The sequence below is a fragment of the Kribbella ginsengisoli genome, assembly GCF_039537185.1.
GTDB classification, from domain to species: Bacteria; Actinomycetota; Actinomycetes; order Propionibacteriales; family Kribbellaceae; genus Kribbella; species Kribbella koreensis.
The window spans coordinates 82,071-97,079 of sequence record NZ_BAABAA010000012.1 but is presented as its reverse complement, the minus strand read 5'-3'; the positions used below and the strand labels follow the sequence as shown (position 1 = coordinate 97,079).

Here is a 15,009-nt window from a genome sequence, read left to right as displayed (position 1 = left end):
GCCCTGATACACGGGCCTGCTCAGAGTGGTGGGGCGATCTCGTCCAGCTGGGAGACGCCACTGGCCGCCTGCGGCCCGTACCGCTCCCAGCGCTCGTGCAGCCGGATGCGGCCGTCAGGCAGCATCTCGGGCGTGCTCTCGCAATGCCCGGCCAGTACGGTCCCGTCGGCCAGCGCCATCGTGTACGTGAACTCGATGGACCCGTCGGGCCGGCAGAGGCCGGTCAGCGACCCACGCCGTACCTTGCCGCCGCTGAAGTCAGCCCACAGAAGGTCTCCGCGCTGCCGGTACACGGCCGACGGGCCATCGCCCTCGGCGTGCGCGACATCGCGGAACCTCCTGCCGTCGTAATCGATCATCAGACCTGGTTGTGCAGCTCGAGGATGCAGCACTTGACGCCGCCGCCGGCCCGGAGCAGTTCGGAGACGTCCATGCCGAAGGACTCGAAGCCTGCTGCGCGCAGCTGGGCGACCAGGTTGGCGGCGCCCTCGGGCATGAGGACGTGCTTGCCGTCGGAGACCGCATTGAGTCCGAACGCCTCGGCGTCGTCGTGGTCGGCGATGATCGCGTCCGGGAAGAGCTCGCGCAGGATGCCCTGGCTGCCGGGGGTGAAGGCCGCCGGGTAGTACATGATCGTGCGGTCGTCGAGCGCCGACAGCGCGGTGTCCAGGTGGTAGAACTTGTCGTTCACCAGGGTCAGGCCGATCACCGGGCGGCCGAAGTACTCCTCGGTCTCCACGTGGCTGCGGCGGTCGGTACGGAAGCCGTTGCCTGCCAGGATCCACGGTCCGGCGGCCAGGTAGTCGCCCTCGCCCTCGTTCTCTAGCGCCGCCTGGCGGACCTTGAGTCCCTTGGCGGCGAACCAGTCGAGGTAGCCGGCCGACTCCGCGTCCCGCTCGGGGAACCGGAATCGGGCGACCAGCGCGCGGTCGCCGTACACGGTGGCGCCGTTCGCGGCGAAGACCATGTCGGGCAATCCCTCCAGTGGCGGGATCACGTCGACGGTGTGGCCGAGGTCGATCAGCTGGTCGTGGATCCGCTGCCACTGGTCCATGGCGATCGACTGGTCGGTCGGTTTGCCGGGATCCATCCATGGGTTGATGGAGTAGGTGACGTCGAAGTGGGTCGGCGGGCACATCAGGTAGTGGCGGGCTGTGGCCTGCCGAGCAGTGGTTTCCATGCCCACCAGAGGAGGCCGGGGGTACCGTCAGATACCTCCCCCCATGGGTGTATTTCCGGGGGCAGGTCGAGGTCTCTTGCGAGTAGGAGCGGCTCTGCTCCGCCCAGCCCACTCGGAGGTCCGACATATGGTTACCGGCTTGAGCCGAGCTGAACTCACTGCGCTGTATCTCGACGAGGTCAAGCGACGAGGGATCTCGGCCACCGAACTCACCAGCACCCAGCCCGAGTCCGTCGGCCTGCAGTCCTTCTACGGCGGCCGGTACCTGTCGCGGCCGTTGTTCCTCGGTGCCGAGGAGACCGAGCAACTGGCGCACGACATGCTGAACATGCACGCCGCCCTGGTCAGCCTGCCCGACAAGCTGTACGGCGGTGACTTCGGCGCCTTCGGCCGGGCCGTCGGACTGAGTGAGGCGCAGGTCTCGGCGGTCCTGCGCAGCCGCGGCACGACCGTCACCAAGCAGAGCCGCGGTGACCTGTACCTGTCGGAGGACGGGTTCAAGTTGCTCGAGTTCAACATGGGCAGCGCGCTCGGTGGCATCGACCACTCCGACATGGCCACCGCGTTGCTGGACCAGCCGGTGATGCTGGAGTTCGCACAGAAGCACCGGCTGACCTTCGTCGACACGATGCGCGAGCAGGTCAACGACATGCTGGTCGAGAGCGGGTTCGCGCCCGGCTCGCGGCCGAAGATGGCGACCGTCGACTGGCCGAGCAGCTACGAGACGCTCGAGCCCTACATGCAGCACTTCTCCGGCCGGCTGACCGAGATGGGCATCGACACCGTCTTCGGTCACATCGGGCAGCTCGAGGTGCGCGACGGTGGGGTCTGGCTGGGGGACGTGAAGCTCGACATCATCCAGCGGCTGTTCATGCTGGAGGACCTGGAGGACCCGGAGTCGTTCGCGCTGGCCGAGCCGATCCTGGACGCGGCGGCCCGCGGTGAGGTGAAGATCTTCACCCCGCTGGACTCGGAGATGTTCGCGAGCAAGAGCGCGCTGGCGATGCTGTCGGACGAGGCGAACCGGAAGCACTTCGATGCGGAGACGCTGGCCAGCCTGGACCGGATCCTGCCGTGGACCCGGGCGGTGCGGTCGGAGCAGGTGACGCTGGAGGATGGCAGCCGCGTCGACCTGATCGACTACGTGCTCTCGCACCAGGACGACCTGGTGCTCAAGCCGACCCAGCTGCACGGCGGCGACGGGGTACTGCTCGGCTGGCGTGCGGAAACCAGCGCGGAGGAGTGGGAGGAGCGGGTCCGGTCGGCCGTCGGCGGGTCATGGATCGTCCAGCGCCGGATCCGGCCGGTGGTGGAGTACTTCCCGATGCCAGAAGGCGATCCCGTGCCCTGGCTGGTCAACTGGGGCGTTTTCACCGTAGTCAACGGCTTCGGCGGCGTCTTCGCCCGCGCTGCGACGGTGGAGTCGGACCTCGAGGTCATCCGCCTGAAGGCCGGCGCCTCGGTTGGTACCGGCATGCACGTCCTCCCAGAAGACTCAGACGTCGAACCTGGCACTGCGCTTCCGGTCAAGTAACCAACAAAACCGCGCCACGGCCCTGGGGCCGCGGCGCGGTTTTTGTTGGCAGTTGCAGGAGGCGGGGCGCCCGGCCGGCTGCGCCACGCACGGCGCTCCGCGCGTGCTCCTGCTTTTGCTGCTCGGCGGCCCGCGCAGCGGGCCGCCGAGCAGTTGGTGTTTAGGTGGCGGGTTCGGTGCTGGGGTCGGTGGTGGGGGTGGGGGCTGGGATCTTTGACGGCTCGCCGTCTGGGCGGCGCATGCCTATGCGGGCGCAGACTGCGGAGAGGACTGCTACGCCGGCGGCCCAGATCCAGAAGGTCTGGCCCAGGTGGGACCAGGCCCAGACGCCTACTGCGGGGCCGATGGCGTTGCCCAGGCCGAAGACCGTCAGCATGGCGCCGGAGTAGCGGCCCATCAGGTGTGGGGGAGCGACCATGCCGGGGTAGGCGAAGGTGGTGGGGGCGCCGATGATTTCGGAGGCGGTCCAGATGATCGTGCCGACGATCAGCAGGGCTGGGATCAGGGCGATGGCGTACATGCCGTAGCCGACCGCGACCAGGCCGAAGCCCGCGATGGCGGTGATACGCAAAGGCCAGGTTTGCACGTACTTCGTCGCGGGTACCTCGCAGACCGCGACGACGACCGCGTTCGCCGAGACCACCAGGCTGTACCACCACAGGCTCATCCCGTCGTCCACGATCGCCAGCGGAAGTACCGCGAGGTACTGGCAGTAGACGATGGTCACCAGGAACACGGCGGCCAGGTAGAAGTCATAGCGCCAGTCGGCCAGAACAGCCCGATAGCCCTGCTTCTTGTCGGCCGCCTTCGCCGCGGCCTTCTCAGCCTGCTCGGCCGCACTCGGCTTGCCAGGAAGGAACTTCCAGGCGATCGCGCTGTAGAGGACCGCCGCGAACGCCTCGGCCCAGAACAGCAGGTTGTACGACACCGAGACCAGCGCGACACCCACGATCGGCGTGACGGCCGTACCGAGGTTGATCGCCAGCCGGTACATCGCCATCGTCATCACGAGCTGGCCGGGCTTGGTCAGCTCCGCCAGCATCGCCTGCGCGGCCGGCCGGTTCAGCATGCTGACCGTGCTGACCACCAGGATCGCGAGCAGGATCAGCCAGTACGGCTTGATGTACAGGATCGAGACGATCAACGCGGCCGAGCCGAGCATGCTGATCAGCGTCGCGGCCCGGGCGCTCAGCCGGTCGGTGAGCCAGCCACCGACGAACGAGCCGAGCACGTGGCCGGCGCCGTAGACGCCCAGCGCGAAGCCGGCCTCACCGGCCGAGAAGCCCTTGTGCGTCATGAACAGCACCAGGAAGATCTGCAGGAAGGCGCCCAGCCGGTTGACGAACACGCCGAACAGCAGCGCCTTGGACGTCAGCGATGTCTGCCGCCAGGTCGCGATCGCACCGAGCCCGGTGCCGGGTTGTTCGGCCGGTGCCGGATCGCGGTCGACTTCTTCACTCATCGGTTACTTCACCCCTTGGTTCCGGGCAGGCGAGTTGTCCGGGCAGGTCTGCCTGCGGACATTTGGTCCCGCACGCTACCGCGCCGAACGCCCGTCCGACAGGGTTTGCAGGCAACTAAAACACGTGTATCAGCGGCGCGTCCGGGCTGCCTCTGGTGGGGTGACGGCGACACATCGCGGACCGCGTGTGCCCCCGCGTCGTCATGCCCCGCTGGCAGGAGGATCGGACCAATATGACCATCGAAATCCACCGGGACCTCGATCGAATCCCGGACGACTTCATGCAGAGGCCGTACGAGATTCTCGAGCCGTACCGGAAGGCGGGCCGCGTCCATCACGTGGTCTTCCCGCACGGAGCCGACGTCTGGCTCGTCACTCGGTACGCCGACGTGCGGACGCTGCTGCAGGACCCCCGGGTGAGCAAGGACGGGACCCGGATGAACGAGATGTTCGCCCGGCACACGGGCACCTACGTCGAGACCGACAAGCCCGATGTCGGCTTCGACGACGAGCTGTCCCAGCACATGCTGAACACCGACGCGCCCCGGCACACCCGGCTGCGCTCACTGGTCAGCAAGGCCTTCACGCTGAAGCGGATGGAGAACTTCCGCGACCGGATCGAGGAGCTGGTCGGCCAGTACCTGGACAAGCTCGAGGGTCGCGACGACGTCGACCTGGTGACCGAGTTCGCCCAGCCGCTGCCGATCGTGATCATCTGCGACGTGCTCGGCATCCCGTTCGAGGACCGCGAGCGGTTCCAGCAGTGGGCGGTCGAGCTGGTCGGCGCGGGGCACCCGCCGGAGGTGGTCGAGCAGGCGTCGAAGAACGTCCAGGAGTACGGCCAGGCGATCATCGAGATGAAGCGCAAGAACCCCGGTGACGACATGGTCAGCGCGATGATCGAGGGCAACCCCGACGGCGACCGGCTGACCGACGACGAGCTGGTCGCGATGATCTTCCTCTACACCGTGGCCGGCCACATCACCTCGCAGCACACGCTGTCGAACGCGATCCTCAGCCTGCTCACCAACCCGGACGCGATGGAGCGGCTGCGCGGCGACCTGGGGATCATGTCGCAGGCGATCGACGAGCTGATGCGCTACGACGGCGGCGTCGGCGTGGCCACCTTCCGGTTCTCGCTGGAAGACATCGAGATCGGCGACACCGTGGTGCCGAAGAACAGCATCATGGCGCTGTCGATCCTGTCGGCGCACCGCGACGAGGAGCAGTACGAGAACGCGAACAAGCTGGATCTGGACCGCAAGCCCAAGGGCGTGCTCGGGTTCGGTCACGGTCCGCACTTCTGCATCGGCCAGCCGCTGGCCAAGATGCAGACGAACATCGCGCTGACCCGGCTGCTGGAGCGGTTCCCGGATCTGCGGATGACCGCCGACCCGAAGTTCCTGGAGTGGGAGCCGAGCACGCTGCTGCGCGGCATGCACCACTTGCCGGCGGCAACCACCCCGCTGAAGCACTGAGCTGAGGCGCTGACCCCAGGCAACAAGAAAGCCGCCCCAGCTCCGGCTGGGGCGGCTTCTTGTTCGTCCTGGGATCAGTCCTCGACGTAGTACCAGTCCTCGGGGTTGATCAGGCCGTACGGGTTGCAGGGCTCGACGCCGCGCAGGTTCTTCGCCACCTCGAACATCCGGTTCGGGAAGCCCGGTGACCAGATCGTCGGGACCTGCTCGGCGATGTAGTCCTGGTAGGCGTACATCGCCTCCGGGTCGTCGCTGTGCACGGTCGCGTCGATCAGCTTGTCCGCGGTCGGGTCGGAGTAGTCGCCGAAGTTGCTGCCGCCACCGGTGGCGAACAGCATCTCGCCGGTCAGGTGACCGTAGAACGACCAGCCGCCGTTCCAGGTGTTGATCTCCCACAGCCGCTTGCTCGGCACGTTCGGGCTGTGGTCCTCGGCCACCATCACCGAGCCGTAGACGGGCTCCAGCTTGAGCTCGATGCCGGCCTTGGCCGCGTCCTCCTTGAAGATCTCCAGCAGCTTCAGCAGCGCGTCCTTGCCCTCGACGTACCGGATCGTGAAGGACATGTGGGCGCCGATCTCCACACCCTCACCCGCACACCCGGCGACCTCGCCGGGCTGGACGCAGCCGGCCGGCAGCGTGCTGGTGTCCCAGCCGTGTGCCCGGAGCAGTTCGTTGGCCGCCTCGGGGTCGAACGGCATCGGGTCGTTGCGCTGCTTGGGGGAGACGTGCGGGTTCGGCGGCGAGGGCGGGATCGGCCCGTCCATCCGGTAGGCGTTGCCGTTGAAGACCTCGGCGATGATCCGGTCCTGGTCCAGGCACATCTGCAGCGCCTGCCGGACGTACGCGTGCTTGTAGATCGCCGCGGTGTCGGAGTCGTTGTCGAAGTTGAACGGCATGTACCGGAGCACGAACACGTCCTGCGGCACCACCCGGTACTTGTCCGCCAGCGGGTCAGGGCTGCCGTCGGTGATCTCCATCCCGGGTGGCAGATAGCCGATCTGGATGCCGTCCTCGGCGTCCGGCCCGGCCAGCAGCCGCTTGTACATCAGCTCGTCGGTGTCGTTCTGCACCTGGCGGAACTCGGCCAGCTGGGGCTTGTGCGGGCCGGAGTAGTTCTCGTTCGGTACGAAGGTGACCAGCCCGTCGAGGTCGTAGCTCTTCAGCTTCCACGGGCCGCTGACGACACTCCAGACCGGGCTGTCGGCCCAGCCGCCGCGGTGCAGGTTGGCCTCCTCGGTCCACTCGCCGTTCTCCGACACCAGGTAGTCGTAGACGGCGGGGATGTCGTCCTTGTCGAACGACGCCCGCGCGGGTCCGTCCGCGGTGCGGTCCCAGGCCTTCGGCATCGGGGTGATCAGGGTCAGCTGGTTCATCTCCACCCAGGTCTTGGAGTAGACCTCGTTGAAGGTGAACCGGACCTTGTCCTCGGCGATCTTCTCGTACGACGACAGGTTGTCGGGGAAGTAGCCGGGCACGTAGTAGCCGAGCCGGTCGCCCTTGACCGCCATCATGTTCACCCAGAACATCACGTTGTCGGCGCAGATCGGCTCGCCGTTGGACCACTGCCAGTCCTTCAGCGTGACGGTGACGCTCAGGCCGTCGTCGCTCCACTCCGGCGGATGCGCCAGGCTGCGGTCGTAGTCGACGCCGGCCGCGCCGTCCTTGCCCAGCCAGTACAGCGGGCGGAACATCAGGATCTGGAACTCGTACAGGTTCCGGATCCCGATCCGCTCCCGCGGCGTGAACGGGAAGATCGCGGCCGGCGGGAAGCCGGGGTTGCAGGCCCAGGTGACGATGCCACCCTTGACTGGCCGGCCCGCCTCGGACGGCTGGCCGGAATCCTGCGTGGTCAACGTTGTGGACATCAGGTCACCTTTCTTCTTGTTCAGGGTCTGTCAGGCCGTCGCCGGCAAGGCCAGCCGTACGTCGATCTGCGCGGCGAACTCGTACGCCGTCGCGATCGCCTCGTCGAAGGTCGCGCCGCTGGTGCAGAGGAAGCCGAGGATGTTGTTGCCGTCCGGCGGCCGCCGGACCAGGTCACCGGGCTTGGCGGTGATCTTGAGGAAGAACACCCGGTCCGACTCGGCCACCGCCGGCGGCACGGTGATCTGCTCGATCCGGCCGGGCGCGCTGATCAAGCAGGTACCGGCGAGATGGACTCCGGTCGGGTGGTAGTGCTGGACCTCGGGCTTCACCCCGGCAGCGACCGCCATGGTGGCGCGGATCGGGCAGTACCCGGTGCTCAGGCGGGCGAAGTAGTCCAGCCCGCCACCGCCCGGTCGTACGGCGATCTCCAGCATGTGCGGTCTGCCTTGATGGAAACGGACTTCGGCGTGCATCACGCTGCGCTTCAGTCCCTGTGCGTGGGCAGCCTTGGTGACAACGTCGTGGACGGCGGCCAGCTGGTCCGCGTCGAGGGTGGTCGGCGCCTGGTGCGCGTCGTCGTCGAAGGTGTTGCCCTCGATCGTGATCCGGTCGACGATCGAGCCGAGATACACCTCGCCGTCCCAGGCGAGCGCCTCGATCTGCATCTCCCGGCCGTCCAGGAACGACTCGACCAGCAGTCCGTACGGTCCGAGGTCGAGCCCGTCGGGCTCCATCTGGAACCACGACATCCCGGCCATGCCCTCGAGCGCCTGCGGGAACCGGGTCCGCAGCTCGCCGGCGCTGTCCACCTTGAACACGAAGTTGCTCGCGGCCCCCAACGTCGGCTTGAGGATGATCGGATACCCGAACTCCTCGGCCGCCTTCAGCGCCGCGTCGACATCGGGCACCAGCCGGTACCTCGGCACCGGCGCGCCACCGCGTTCCTGCGCCTCCCGCATCAGCAGCTTGTTCCGGCTGATCCGCGCGGCATCCAGACCGACGCCAGGCAGCCCGAGCGCCTCGGCCACCGCGGCGACCGTCAGCACCCCGGACTCGGAGAAGGTGAGGACGCCGTCGAATGCTTCGTCGGCGTGCCATTCCTGGGCGGCCTTGATGATGTCGTCGATGTGCTTGGAGCCGGCGATCCGGTACCGGTCGGCCGGCCAATAGCCTTCCTGGCCGAGGCCGTTCAGCACGTACAGCGTGCCGCCGAACTCCTCGATCTGCTGGTAGCGGGACTGGTAGTAGCCGGCGTTCTGCACGGCCTCCAGAGCGAGCAGCTTCATAGGGTCAACTCCTCACCGACCGCGGCGAGCTGGCGCGGCCTGTCGATCGACTCGAGACCGGTCGCGCGGGGCGAGTCACCCACCGCACGATCGGCGATCGCCCGGGCGATCTGGGGTGCGAACTTGAAGGACATCCCGCCGCACGCGGCAAAGGCCCAGATAGTGCCTGCTCCGTACGCCGCGAGCAGCGGCCCGCCTTGCGTGCGCTCGGCCAGGTAGTAGCCGTCGTTGGCCCCGACCACCCCGGCCGGGTCGAACCCGTCGATCAGCTGAGTGAACAGGTCGACGAGGTGATGACGCCACTGGTCCGGCGTACCGCGATCGGTCATCTCTTCGACCGGTCTGCACGCGCTTGCCGCGCTCAATCGCATCGGCGCCTCCGACTGCGCCACCGTCGGCATGAACCACGCATCGCGGTTCGGGCCGAGGCCGAGTACGACCGGCATCTCGGCCCAGTTCCGGCGACAGGTCGGTGGCCGATAGGACAGCACGCTCTGCCGGTACAAGGTCAGATCCGGTCCGACCGAGCTGGCCAACAGCTCGCGTGACCACGGTCCGGCAGCGATGACGACTCGATCTGCCGACTGCGTCGCGCCGTCGGCGAATCGGACCACGCCGTCCCCCTCGACCTCGGACACCGCAACGACCTGGCGGTGGGGGAGCAGTCGCACCCGAGGATGCTCGGCAAGCCAGCGGGCCATGGCCACCAGGGCATGGTCTGCCAGCAGCACACCGGCCGTCGCCTCTAGTACGGCGGCGCTTCCGAGCGGGAAGTTGACGCGCGGATACCAGTTGGCCAGGTCCTTCGGTGACAGCGCCCAGGCTTTCGCGCCGTCGGCGGTGAGCTCGGCCAACTCGATGTTGGCTTGCTCAGCCGGCATCGCCGTGAGGGCACCGGTCGGGTGATAGAACCGCGTACCGAGCAGCCGCTCGACATCCAGCCAGGCGGAATGCGCGCCCGCGGCCGCAGCCGTCAGCACCGGGTCGCCCCGGTGCAGCGCGCGGGTCACCCGGAGCCGGTCGTTCGACGTGGCCAGCGGTGACGGGATCGGACCGGCGTCCACCAGATCGACCTGGTGGGCGCCGGACGCGCGGACGCACTCGATCGCGGTGAGCAGCCCGATCACGCCACCACCTACCACCGTGATCCGCATCCGGGATCACCCACCTCCGGCGAGCGCGCCGGCCGGCTCAACGGCTTCGGCGGGGTTGCCCGCAGCGGCCGGCTCGGCAGACAGGAGCGGCGGGGCGAACGGCTTGACGTCGGCGCCGTCGAAGACTCCGTTCGCCAGCAGAGCGTTCGAAGTACCGTCGAAGACGCCGGCTTCCTTGGCTGCTGTGACGAGGTCGATCAGCAGCGGGGATGCCAACGCCAGCAGGGCTTTGACCTCGGCGAACAGGTCGCCCCAGGCTTCCGGCTGCTCGTCCAGGCCGATGCCGTCGAGAGCTGCTGCCCGGCCGCGCAGTCGCTCAAGCTGGGTGAGCACGGTGTCGGCCGCGCGGTTCAGGTTGAACGTCGGCATCTCGTAGAACAGGTCGAATCGCTCAAGCATGAGGACGATTCGGCCGCGACCGCCCGGGGTGACCGGCAGCCGGGCGCTGTCGTCGCCGGCGTTGGCGACCGCCTTGGCGAGCGTGCCGGCGAGCTGGTTCCAGGGACCGATCAGCCGGTCCTCGGCCATCTTGTCCAGCCCCGCCCGGCTGAAGGTCGACCGCTGGTACTCCGGGGCCGTCAGCGCCAGGTAGAGCCGGGCGACGTCCCGCGGTACCTCCTTCAGCAACTCCTGCGGCGTCAGCACGTGCCGCTTGCTGGTCGAGAACTTCGAGCTCTCCAGCTCGTAGAACTCGTTGTTGATGATGGATTCCGGCCAGACGTACTTGTCGCCGTGCGCCATCAGCATCGCGATGTGCGGCAGGCAGAAGTAGTACGCGTTGTCGAAGCCGAGGAAGTGCACGATCCGCAGGTTCTCGGCCTTCTTCCACAGCTCGCCGGGGACCGTGTCGCGGCCGAGCTTGCTCGCGGCGTACGAGGTGGTGAACATCCCGGCCGGGATCAGCTCGAGCCAGGCGTTGAGCACCTGGCCGGGCACCTCCGGGAACTGCGCGTCGATACCCCAGCCGAGCGGGAAGGTGATCGGCACGTCCTGCAACGGGCGGGCCAGCAGTTCGGCGATCATCTGCCGCACGTGCGGGCGCCGGTGGGTCGCCAGCGATTCGTGGTATTTCGTCAGCCGGTCGCGGTACTCCTCCAGCGGCAGCACCATGATGGTGGCTTCGCGGTAGGTGAGCTTGTCGTCCGGGTTGATCGTCGAGTGCGGGTTGAGCAGCTGGTCGAAGTTGTTCGGGTGGCAACAGGTCTCGCACAGGCCGCCGCGACTGCTGCTCAGGCAGACCGGGCAGTCGCCCTCGATCAGGCCCTCGACCATGAACTCGCCGGTCCGCTCCAGGTACGGCAGCCGGACGGTCTTGAGCTTGAAGACTCCCGCCGAGTGCAGCGCGTGGAAGTACTGCAGCACAGTGGCCTTGTACGTCGAGTCGAACGGTCCGAAGCCGTCGTACGAGATGCCGATCGCCTGCAGGGCTTCCTGGATCTGGCCCGTCGAGCGCTTGCAGAGCGCCTCCGAGGTGATTCCCTCGCGGGCGGCCGACGCGACCACGTAGGTCTGGCTGTCGTCTGTCTCGGTGGTGAAGATGACGTTGCGGCCGCGGGCCCGCTGGTAGCGCGCGTACACGTCACCGGCCAGGTACGGACCGGCGATGTGGCCCAGATGCATGCCACCGTTGGGAGTCGGGTTCGGGCCGAGGACCAGGACGGGACGGTCGTCGTCCTTGGGCAGTACGCCGGTCACGCGGTGGCTCCTTCACGCTCGGAGTTCTCGATCGCCGCGGCGGTCGCGGCGTTCTCTGCTTCCTTCTCGCGCGCCTCGGCGGCGAGCTTCTCGGTCTCCGACCCGGCGTGCGCGGCCAGGAACCGGTGCGACATCTCCGGGTCCCACCAGATGCTGGTGAAGACGAAGTCCTCGTCGTTGTGGTTGTGCACCCGGTGCAGCTGGCCAGGCGTGAAGTAGCAGACGTCGCCGGCCCGGAAGGGCTGCCGCTCGCCACCGCACTCGACCTCGACCTCGCCGGAGACCGCGACGAAGATCTCCTGCTCGTGGTGGGTGTGCAGCTTGGAGACCGTGTTCGCCCGGCAGACGGCGTACGAGACCTCGAACGGCGCGTTCAGCACCGCCCACGGCATCAGCCGCTGGGTGTCGACGCTGTACTCGTGCACGAGATTGTCACGATCCAGCCGGGAGATGTGTACGACCATGGCTTACCGTCCCGAAATCTGCTCGAAGGTGTTCGGACCGTTCTGGGAGTGCTTGGTCTCGATGACCGCCTTGTGCGGATCGCCCTGCAGAATCAGGTCGATCACCGGCGCGCCACCGCCGCCGGGGGTCTGCACCGACCGGCTGTAGAGCACCCGCAGCTGGCTCGGCTCGAGGCCGCTGATCCGCTCGAGCTCGGCGGCCAGCTCGACGTCGTTGGTCACGCCGGCCAGCAGGCTGTGCATGTCCGCGACCCGGTCGGCCAGCTCGGGGTGCTCGCGCTCGATGAACTGCTCGAGCCCGGCGCCCTGGCCGGCGAACGGGGAGTACGTCATGCAGACCAGGTGGCTCTCGGTGAGAGCGAAGGTCTCCAGCGCGTACTCCTCGGCCAGCAGCCGCATCCGCTTCAGCGCGTCCGGGGTGTCGTACCGGGCCCGCATCGTCTCGATCAGGCCGGCCGGGATGTCCTTCTTGCGCATCAGGCCGAGGGCGAACTGGACGTACTCGGCCATCCCCTCGTCGTAGGAGCGCTGGAACAGGTGCTCGGCCTTGATCCCGCGCAGATGCGCCATCAGGGCCGGGTTCGCGCAGTCGGACTCGGTGAAGCTGAACGCCAGGTCGTCGAACTGGAAGCCGAGGAAGCCGGTCAGCAGCTCGAAGTGGTCGCCGGCCGCGTAGTCGGTCTCGTCGTAGATCGAGAAGAACTTCAGCCGGTCCGGCACGGCCGTACTGACCTGCCGCTCGGCGATCGCGGTGGTCGCGTCGGGGCCGAGGATGTCGGTGAAGTAGGCGCCGGCGATGTCGTCGAGCTGGCCGAGCACCTTGCCGAAGCCGTTCTCGGTGCTGGCGTGCTCGCGGATCGTGCCGGGGTCGGTCGCGCGGATCTGGCGGGCCAGCCGGCCGACCCAGGCGGTGTACTGCCGCTGCTCGCGCGGGGAGTCGCCGGTGATGATGATGTCGGCGCCGTCGCCGTACGCCGCGGCCACCCCGAAGGCGTTGAAGACGCTCAGATTGCAGGAGTTGCAGAACGTCGGGCGGCCGTCTGCGAAGGTGCGGTGGCCGGTCATCAGGATGTCCAGCCGGTTGCGCCGGATCACGTGCTCGCGTTGCGGCGAGTCCACGTAGAACTCCGACACCTCGTCACCGTCGACCAGCAGTAGCTCGCAGTCCGGGTCGTCGAACAGCCGCAGGGCGACGTACTCGCGATCGATGTTCTCCATCACCGGCCGCGGCATGCCCGCGTGCCGGTTGGTGGCGACCCGCATCCGGAACGTCCGGCCATGGACGCGGTACAGGATCAGCTGCATCGCACGGACGAAGGCCAGCGTGTACGAGCTGTCCTTGCCGCCGCCGAACGCCACCATGACGAGGTTCTTCTCCAGCTCCTCGCGGTAGGGCAACTCAGCCTGCAGCTTGACGGTGCACTGCAACGCCTCGGCCAGGATGGCCGGTGGCATCGCTGCCTGCAGGCCGGCGAAGGCCTGCTCACGGGCCCGGGCCACCTCGTCGAGTGGGGTCCGTTCCAGTTCGACCATTGCCATCCTGGGTCTCCTCGGGGTCGCCGTTCTGCCACCCGTTAGAGCGCGGAGGCCTCCTCGCCTGATACAGCCGCCGCCGGGATCCGCTCGCGGTGCGCGATGATGTCGCGGCAGATCTCCTCGGCGCGCTGGGCCAGCACGCTGAGCAGGGTGTCGGAGATGCCGTGGGTCTGCTCGTTGACGCCTTGCAGATAGACGGCCGCAGCGCTCGGTACGCCGAGCTCCAGCTGGTACTGACGGGTGACGTCGATCTGGTCGAGGTCGAGGCTGGCGGCCAGCTCGCGGACCAGGCGCGGCATCCGGGTGTCGAAACCGGTGCCGAGGAAGACGACGTCGCGGTGCAGCTCGGTGACCACGCCGGTGCGGCGGTCGGTCAGCTCGAGTACGAGCTCGTCGCCGGTGTCGCGGGCGGCGGTGATGTCGACCATCGGGATCAGGCGGCGCTCGGTACGGCCGTTGAAGCGGTCGAGGTAGAGGTCGGCGTACAGGTGCTCGAGCATCGGGGGAGTGACGACGGAGTAGTTGGTCCGGTACATCTCCTGCAGGATCTGCTCGCGCGCGGCCGGCCGGGCGTCGTAGAACTCGTCGACGAAGCCGGGGTAGTACAGCTCGTTGGTGAACTTGCTGGAGGCGTCGGAGCTGAGGCCGATGGACCGCATCAGCCAGGCGACGTCACTGTCGGGCAGGTCGTCACGCAATGCGCGGAACATCTCCGCGGCGCTCTGGGAGCTGCCGACGACGGCCACGCGGTACGGCAGCTCGCCATCGAACTGGGCAACCCGCTGCCGGTACGCCGTGCTGTGCACGACCCGGTTGGGTGGCAGATCGGCCAGCACCGGGGGGATGTTGGCCTCGCGACTCCCGCCGTACACGAGGTAGCGGCTGTTGATCGTGCTGCCGTCGGCCAGCGTGGTGACCCAGCCGGTCACCGATCCGGTCTCGTCCTTCTGGGCTTGCATCGAGACAACCTCACGGCCGAGCTCGATCTTCACCTTCTCCAGCGACGCGGCGACCCAGCGCAGGTACTCGGTGAACTCCACCCGGTACGGCGTGAAGGTGCTCATGTTGACGAACTCGTCCATCCGCCCGGTCTCGAACAGGTGGTTGAGGAAGGAGAACTTGCTGGTGGGGTCCCGCTGGGTGACCAGATCCTTCAGGAACGACACCTGGCTGGTGGCCCACGGCATCAACATGCCCTGCTGCCAGGCGATCTCCGTGTTCCGGTCGATCAGCAGGCTGTTCTCCGCCAGCTCCGGGGCCAGCTCTTCGAGCGCCACCGCGAGCCCCAGGTTCGACGGCCCGGCGCCGATGGCCAGCAGTTCCACGTCCACGCTCAGTTCCGACATCTGTGCCG

Annotated in this window: 12 protein-coding genes; 2 read left to right on the top strand and 10 right to left on the bottom strand. The window is 67.8% G+C overall.

Annotation, left to right across the window (positions count from 1 at the left end; genetic code table 11):
- Positions 1–20: 20 nt before the first annotated feature.
- Positions 21–359 carry an avidin-fold protein gene (locus tag ABD768_RS32825; protein WP_344847225.1) on the bottom strand — a complete coding sequence of 113 codons (339 nt, stop codon included), beginning with the start codon at positions 357–359 and terminating at the stop codon, positions 21–23.
- Complete coding sequence (gene ddaH, locus ABD768_RS32820; protein WP_343966173.1) at positions 359–1,180, bottom strand: dimethylargininase; 822 nt, start codon at positions 1,178–1,180, stop codon at positions 359–361. Before ddaH ends, ABD768_RS32825 begins: the two co-directional genes overlap by 1 nt.
- 139 nt (positions 1,181–1,319) lie before the next feature.
- Here ddaH and ABD768_RS32815 point away from each other — a divergent pair, with 139 nt between their 5' ends.
- Positions 1,320–2,714, top strand: a complete 1,395-nt coding sequence (locus tag ABD768_RS32815) for a hypothetical protein (protein ID WP_343966171.1) — start codon at positions 1,320–1,322, stop codon at positions 2,712–2,714.
- A 160-nt stretch (positions 2,715–2,874) separates the two neighbouring features.
- Here ABD768_RS32815 and ABD768_RS32810 read toward each other — a convergent pair whose 3' ends face one another.
- On the bottom strand, positions 2,875–4,176 hold the full coding sequence (locus ABD768_RS32810) for an MFS transporter (protein WP_343966169.1): 1,302 nt from the start codon (positions 4,174–4,176) through the stop codon (positions 2,875–2,877).
- A gap of 233 nt (positions 4,177–4,409) precedes the next feature.
- On the opposite strand from ABD768_RS32810, the gene ABD768_RS32805 reads away from it, so the two are divergent.
- Positions 4,410–5,654 carry a cytochrome P450 family protein gene (locus ABD768_RS32805; protein ID WP_344847129.1) on the top strand — a complete coding sequence of 415 codons (1,245 nt, stop codon included), beginning with the start codon at positions 4,410–4,412 and terminating at the stop codon, positions 5,652–5,654.
- Between the two features lie 74 nt (positions 5,655–5,728).
- Here ABD768_RS32805 and ABD768_RS32800 read toward each other — a convergent pair whose 3' ends face one another.
- From ABD768_RS32800 to ABD768_RS32770, 7 genes are read right to left on the bottom strand one after another with little or no spacing between them, the layout of a single operon-like run.
- Positions 5,729–7,519 carry an ABC transporter substrate-binding protein gene (locus ABD768_RS32800; protein WP_344847125.1) on the bottom strand — a complete coding sequence of 597 codons (1,791 nt, stop codon included), beginning with the start codon at positions 7,517–7,519 and terminating at the stop codon, positions 5,729–5,731.
- Between the two features lie 30 nt (positions 7,520–7,549).
- A complete protein-coding gene (locus ABD768_RS32795) occupies positions 7,550–8,806 on the bottom strand; it encodes an ATP-grasp domain-containing protein (protein ID WP_344847123.1) in 1,257 nt (418 codons plus the stop codon).
- Positions 8,803–9,960, bottom strand: a complete 1,158-nt coding sequence (locus ABD768_RS32790; RefSeq protein ID WP_344847121.1) for an NAD(P)/FAD-dependent oxidoreductase — start codon at positions 9,958–9,960, stop codon at positions 8,803–8,805. Before ABD768_RS32790 ends, ABD768_RS32795 begins: the two co-directional genes overlap by 4 nt.
- A gap of 6 nt (positions 9,961–9,966) precedes the next feature.
- Positions 9,967–11,655, bottom strand: a complete 1,689-nt coding sequence (locus ABD768_RS32785) for a class I tRNA ligase family protein (RefSeq protein WP_343966160.1) — start codon at positions 11,653–11,655, stop codon at positions 9,967–9,969.
- Positions 11,652–12,119 (bottom strand): cupin domain-containing protein, encoded by a 468-nt coding sequence (locus ABD768_RS32780; protein WP_343966157.1) that lies wholly within the window; start codon positions 12,117–12,119, stop codon positions 11,652–11,654. The genes ABD768_RS32785 and ABD768_RS32780 overlap by 4 nt, the downstream gene beginning before the upstream one ends.
- 3 nt (positions 12,120–12,122) lie before the next feature.
- The gene (locus ABD768_RS32775) at positions 12,123–13,658 is read right to left on the bottom strand and encodes a PqqD family protein (protein ID WP_343966155.1); all 1,536 of its coding nucleotides are present in this window, start codon (positions 13,656–13,658) and stop codon (positions 12,123–12,125) included.
- A gap of 35 nt (positions 13,659–13,693) precedes the next feature.
- On the bottom strand, positions 13,694–15,001 hold the full coding sequence (locus tag ABD768_RS32770; protein WP_344847114.1) for a SidA/IucD/PvdA family monooxygenase: 1,308 nt from the start codon (positions 14,999–15,001) through the stop codon (positions 13,694–13,696).
- Positions 15,002–15,009: the final 8 nt, after the last annotated feature.

Excerpts from the sequence above, each read along its gene's own strand:
- ABD768_RS32825 (WP_344847225.1), bottom strand. The coding sequence starts at position 359 with ATGATCGATTACGACGGCAGGAGGTTCCGCGATGTCGCGCACGCCGAG.
- ddaH (WP_343966173.1), bottom strand. The coding sequence starts at position 1,180 with ATGGAAACCACTGCTCGGCAGGCCACAGCCCGCCACTACCTGATGTGC.
- ABD768_RS32810 (WP_343966169.1), bottom strand. The coding sequence starts at position 4,176 with ATGAGTGAAGAAGTCGACCGCGATCCGGCACCGGCCGAACAACCCGGC.
- ABD768_RS32805 (WP_344847129.1), top strand. The coding sequence starts at position 4,410 with ATGACCATCGAAATCCACCGGGACCTCGATCGAATCCCGGACGACTTC.
- ABD768_RS32800 (WP_344847125.1), bottom strand. The coding sequence starts at position 7,519 with ATGTCCACAACGTTGACCACGCAGGATTCCGGCCAGCCGTCCGAGGCG.
- ABD768_RS32795 (WP_344847123.1), bottom strand. The coding sequence starts at position 8,806 with ATGAAGCTGCTCGCTCTGGAGGCCGTGCAGAACGCCGGCTACTACCAG.
- ABD768_RS32790 (WP_344847121.1), bottom strand. The coding sequence starts at position 9,960 with ATGCGGATCACGGTGGTAGGTGGTGGCGTGATCGGGCTGCTCACCGCG.
- ABD768_RS32780 (WP_343966157.1), bottom strand. The coding sequence starts at position 12,119 with ATGGTCGTACACATCTCCCGGCTGGATCGTGACAATCTCGTGCACGAG.
- ABD768_RS32775 (WP_343966155.1), bottom strand. The coding sequence starts at position 13,658 with ATGGCAATGGTCGAACTGGAACGGACCCCACTCGACGAGGTGGCCCGG.
- ABD768_RS32770 (WP_344847114.1), bottom strand. The coding sequence starts at position 15,001 with ATGTCGGAACTGAGCGTGGACGTGGAACTGCTGGCCATCGGCGCCGGG.